Raw genomic sequence first — 4,574 nt, 5'->3', positions numbered from 1 at the left:
GTTATTGAAAGAGCGAGAGAAGTTCATGTTAAGCCCCTTTCCGAGGGTTTCATCTGCCAGCAGCCACCGATCGGCGCTGACCTCTATTTGATGACCGGAATATATGTTGCGGCGCGAAAGACTAAAACAGCCAAGTTTTCAGATCACCCATGCAAATGATGCAATGCTCAAAGGGTATTTGACGCAGACTCACCGTATTTTGGTCAACGAATAGGCAGAATGACTTTTAGGCGAGCAGGTCGATTTGGAGGGGCGAATGGGGTGCCGCAGCGGAAAACGCCGCTCCCTCCGCCAGTTCCGCCCGTCCTTCTGTAACAAAGAGGCGTTCCGCTTCGGATCGGAAGTCGCGCATCTGTTCACGGGGTTGGTGGAGCGGTGTGACGACAATGTGGCATTGACGGCGTCACACGACGAAAATCCTTCAACCATCAATGCTTTAACAAAGCTTTGGCTCAACAAAAACGCCCGCCGGGGGAGGATCCGGCGGGCGTGTGATGGTGACTGACAACTGGGAGGAGGAGTGTTGCCAGTCTATCGCAACGCGCTGGGAGGAGGGGTGCGCAGCTGCGAATCTCGTCACGGACAAAGCATCCGCGGGCATCCGGCTGGAGCCGGGCCGGGGCGCCATCCCCGCGCTTCGATGTTCGGATCAATAGTATGACTAATGAGTATTGTGCAGTGCAATAAATTCATGGGGGATATGCAAGGATCGCATGCCTCTCCGTCCATAAGCTTATATTAGCGCTTCTGCCGTTAGCGGCCGGTTAACACTCGATACTATTTAGACCAATGAGGAACTTGTATATTTGTCGCAACAGCGTTTGCGAACACCCGTGCTGCGTCTATAACGGCGTGAGCCGCAGCGCCGCAGTCGACGTTCCGGAAATCAAGGGGTTGAGCATGTATCGCGGCAGATTGGAGCGGGATCTCTCGCTCTGGGTGGGCAAGGGCCTGCTCGGGCAGGAAACGGCAGGTGCGCTTCTCGCCGAATATGATAGCCGCCCTGCAAGCTTCAGCCTCGGCAGGGTGCTGATGGCGCTGGCGGCGGTGCTGCTTGCCGCTGCCATCCTGTTGGTCGTCGCCTCCAACTGGGAAGCTATCCCGCGCCTTGTCCGCGTCGGCGGCATCCTTGCCCTGATCTGGTTGGTGCATATCGCCGCTGCCCGGATGCTTGCCCGCGGCGCGACAGCGGCCGCAGGTGGCTTGCTGGTCATCGGCGCGATGAGTTTCGGCGGCGCCATCTCGCTGGTCGGGCAGATGTATCATCTCTCCGGCGACGAGCAGACGGTGATGTATCTCTGGTTCGCGATCGCGACGATCTCGGCGATCCTGTTCCGTTCGGGTGCCGTGGCAGTCGTCGCGGGCTTCCTCTCCTGGGCGYCCTTCGCCGTCTATCTTGAGAACAACGACACACATTGGATAGGCTTCGATCCCTGGATGGCGCCTCTCATGGCGGTGATCGTCATCGGGCTGGTGCGGTATACCGGCGCCGAGCGGGCTCGCCATCTGTCCTATCTGCTGCTGATCGGCTGGCTCGCCTGGCTCTATACTCTTTATGAGGAGATCGCCGTGGCGCTAGCCTTCGCGATCGGCGGAATGGCGGCCTTTGTCCTGACGGCGGTGCCGCTCCCGCGTATCGCCTCCTTGATCAGGAGCGCCGGTGCGGCTCCGGCCTTCTACAGCTTCCTTGTCGCTGTAATCGGCTTCCTGCTGCTGCATATCGAGATCGAGGATGGCTGGCGGCTGGTGGTGCTAGGAGTGGCGACGCTTGCCGCTTCCGTGCTGGCGATCGCCCTGCACGGCAGGGATAACGGCGCGGTGCGATATCTCGCCTATGCGACCTTTGCCGCCGAGATGCTTTATCTCGCCTCCGTCACCGTCGGCTCCATCCTCGGCACGTCGAGCCTCTTCCTTTTCTCCGGTCTCGTGGTCGCGCTGGTCGCCTGGATGGTCATCCGTCTCGAACGGCGTTTTTCGGCGAATGCCCAGGGGGAGCGCGCATGAGCTCGTTCATGGCAAAGCTGCAATCCGGCAAGGGCTATCTGCTTTCGGCCATCATCGTCGCCGGTCTGCAGACCCTTATCCTCGGCACGATCATCCAGAGCCGGGCGTCGATCCTCAGCAACGGCGCCGAGGTGCTGTTGAAGACGGCGCCCGTCGATCCGCGCGATTTCTTGCGCGGCGATTATGTCGTCTTGAACTACGACATTTCCTCAGTGCCGGTTCAGACGGTTTCCGGCGGGATTCCGGCCGAGGTTGGCGAACGGGTGTTATGGGTTCGGTTGAAGAAGCAGGAGGACGGTTTCTGGACAGTCACCGAATCGTCCTTCCACGAGCTGCCTCCGCAGCCGGAGACGGTGATCCTGCGCAGCCTGCCATTTTATAGTGGCGCACTTGCCGCCGGCGACAACATGCGTGTCGAATACGGCATCGAGCGCTACTACGTTCCTGAAGGCAAGGGCAAGCCGATCGAGGAGGCCCGCAACGACGGCAATGTCGCAATATCGGTGCGTGTCTCGCCTGATGGAAGCGCGCAAATCCGCAGCCTTCTCGTTGACGGCAAGCCGGTTTACGACGAGCCGCTTTACTGATCCGACGGCGCTTCGGAGGAGGGCGGCTGCAGGGCCGCAGGTCCCCTGTCATTTGCCGTTCATTTTTCCTTTGCCTCGACCAAATCGGGTGATATAGAGACGCCGCGCTCCGGAAGGCCTCATGCGCAGGCATAGGCATGCGGTTTTGTGAACGCGGGTATGGTGAAATTGGTAGACACGCCAGATTTAGGTTCTGGTGCCGCAAGGCGTGGGAGTTCAAGTCTCTCTACCCGCACCAAGCTGTTTGCAGGCGGGAGACTGAAATCGGTTGGCTTAGGGCAGCCGAGAGTTGTCCCGAACACCCCGCGAGTGCCGTTCCCCTTTGGGCGGAATGATACAGGAATTGGGARAAGCCACGCGCGGCAGGATCGCCGGCGTCGTGCTCATCGAAACGAACGGCGTCTGGGCACGGCCGCCACGAAATGAAGGTAGGAAGACATGCAGGTTATCGAAACGCTCGCTGAAGGGCTGAAGCGCGAAATCAAGGTCGTTATCCCGGCCAAGGACATGCAAGACAAGATGAATGAGCGTCTTGCCGATGTGAAGGACAAGGTTCGCATCAACGGCTTCCGTCCGGGCAAGGTACCCGCTGCTCACCTGAAGAAGGTCTACGGCAAGTCGATCATGGCCGACCTCGTCAACGAGATCGTCCGCGAGCAGCCGGCCGCCATCCTGTCCAGCCGCGGTGAGAAGTCGGCCACGCAGCCGGAAATCGCCATGACGGAAGACAAGGACGAAGCCGACAAGATCCTCGCTGCCGAGCAGGATTTCGAATTCACGCTCTCCTATGAAGTTCTGCCGCCGATCGAACTGAAGTCGGTCAAGGGCATCAAGGTCACGCGCGAAGTCATCGACATCTCGGACGACGAAGTCAACGAGCAGGTCCTGAAGGTCGCCGAAAGCGCCCGCGCCTACGAGACCAAGACCGGCAAGGCCGCGAACGGCGACCGCATCACCATGGATTATGTCGGCAAGGTCGACGGCGAAGCCTTCGAAGGCGGCACCGACCAGGGCGCCGAACTGGTGCTCGGCTCCGGCCGCTTCATTCCGGGCTTCGAAGACCAGCTCGTCGGCGTCAAGGCCGGCGTAGAGAAGACCATCACCGTGACCTTCCCGGCCGACTACCCGGCCAAAAACCTCGCCGGCAAGGAAGCGACCTTCGACGTGTCAGTCAAGGAAGTCRCAGCACCTGCCGATGTCGAGATCAACGACGAACTCGCCTCCAAGCTCGGCATCGAATCGGCCGATCGCCTGAAGGAAATCGTCCGTGGCCAGATCGAATCGCAGTACGGCTCGCTGACCCGCCAGAAGCTGAAGCGTCAGATCCTCGACCAGCTCGACGAGATGTACAAGTTCGAGACTCCGAACTCGCTCGTCGACGCCGAATATAACGGCATCTGGAGCCAGGTGAACAACGACCTCGCCCAGTCCGGCAAGACCTTCGAGGACGAAGACACGACTGAGGAGAAGGCTCGCGAGGAATACAAGACGCTCGCCGAGCGCCGCGTTCGCCTCGGCCTCGTTCTCTCCGAAATCGGCGAAAAGGCCGGCGTCGAGGTCAGCGAAGACGAGATGCAGCGCGCCATTTACGATCAGCTGCGCCAGTATCCGGGCCAAGAAAAGCAGATCCTCGAATTCTTCCGCAGCCAGCCGGGTGCCGCCGCTTCGATCCGCGCACCGATCTTCGAAGAGAAGGTCATCGATCACCTGCTGACCGAAATCGACGTCACCGACAAGAAGGTGACGAAGGAAGAGCTGCTCGCCGAGGAAGAAGGCGAGGCGAAGGCCGAGACCAAGAAGGCCGCGCCGAAGAAAAAGGCTGCCGCCAAGGCAGAAGCAGCTGACGCCGGTGAAGGCGAAGAAGCCGCACCGAAGAAGAAGGCTGCTCCGAAGAAGAAGGCGGCTGACGAAAGCGCCGAATAATCGCTTTTCAGTCCTACAGCGCCGCGCGTCTTTTTAGACGCGCWAAGGACGCTGTAACAC

At 60.0% G+C, this 4,574-nt stretch carries 3 protein-coding genes and 1 tRNA gene; all 4 read left to right on the top strand.

The annotated features are described in order from the left end of the window. Positions 1-900 precede the first annotated feature (900 nt). Positions 901-2,004 carry a DUF2157 domain-containing protein gene (locus AC1D1Z_RS34310; protein ID WP_477853244.1) on the top strand — a complete coding sequence of 368 codons (1,104 nt, stop codon included), beginning with the start codon at positions 901-903 and terminating at the stop codon, positions 2,002-2,004. Beyond that, a complete protein-coding gene (locus AC1D1Z_RS34305) occupies positions 2,001-2,591 on the top strand; it encodes a GDYXXLXY domain-containing protein (RefSeq protein ID WP_131647057.1) in 591 nt (196 codons plus the stop codon). Before AC1D1Z_RS34310 ends, AC1D1Z_RS34305 begins: the two co-directional genes overlap by 4 nt. A 153-nt stretch (positions 2,592-2,744) precedes the next feature. Beyond that, positions 2,745-2,829, top strand: a tRNA-Leu gene (locus tag AC1D1Z_RS34300). Between the two features lie 200 nt (positions 2,830-3,029). After that, positions 3,030-4,514 carry a trigger factor gene (gene tig, locus AC1D1Z_RS34295; protein WP_477853242.1) on the top strand — a complete coding sequence of 495 codons (1,485 nt, stop codon included), beginning with the start codon at positions 3,030-3,032 and terminating at the stop codon, positions 4,512-4,514. Positions 4,515-4,574: the final 60 nt, after the last annotated feature.

This window comes from Rhizobium sp. P1_E1 (assembly GCF_056406015.1).
Note: the sequence above shows the minus strand (reverse complement) of the source record. Positions and strands in the feature narration are given on the sequence as shown.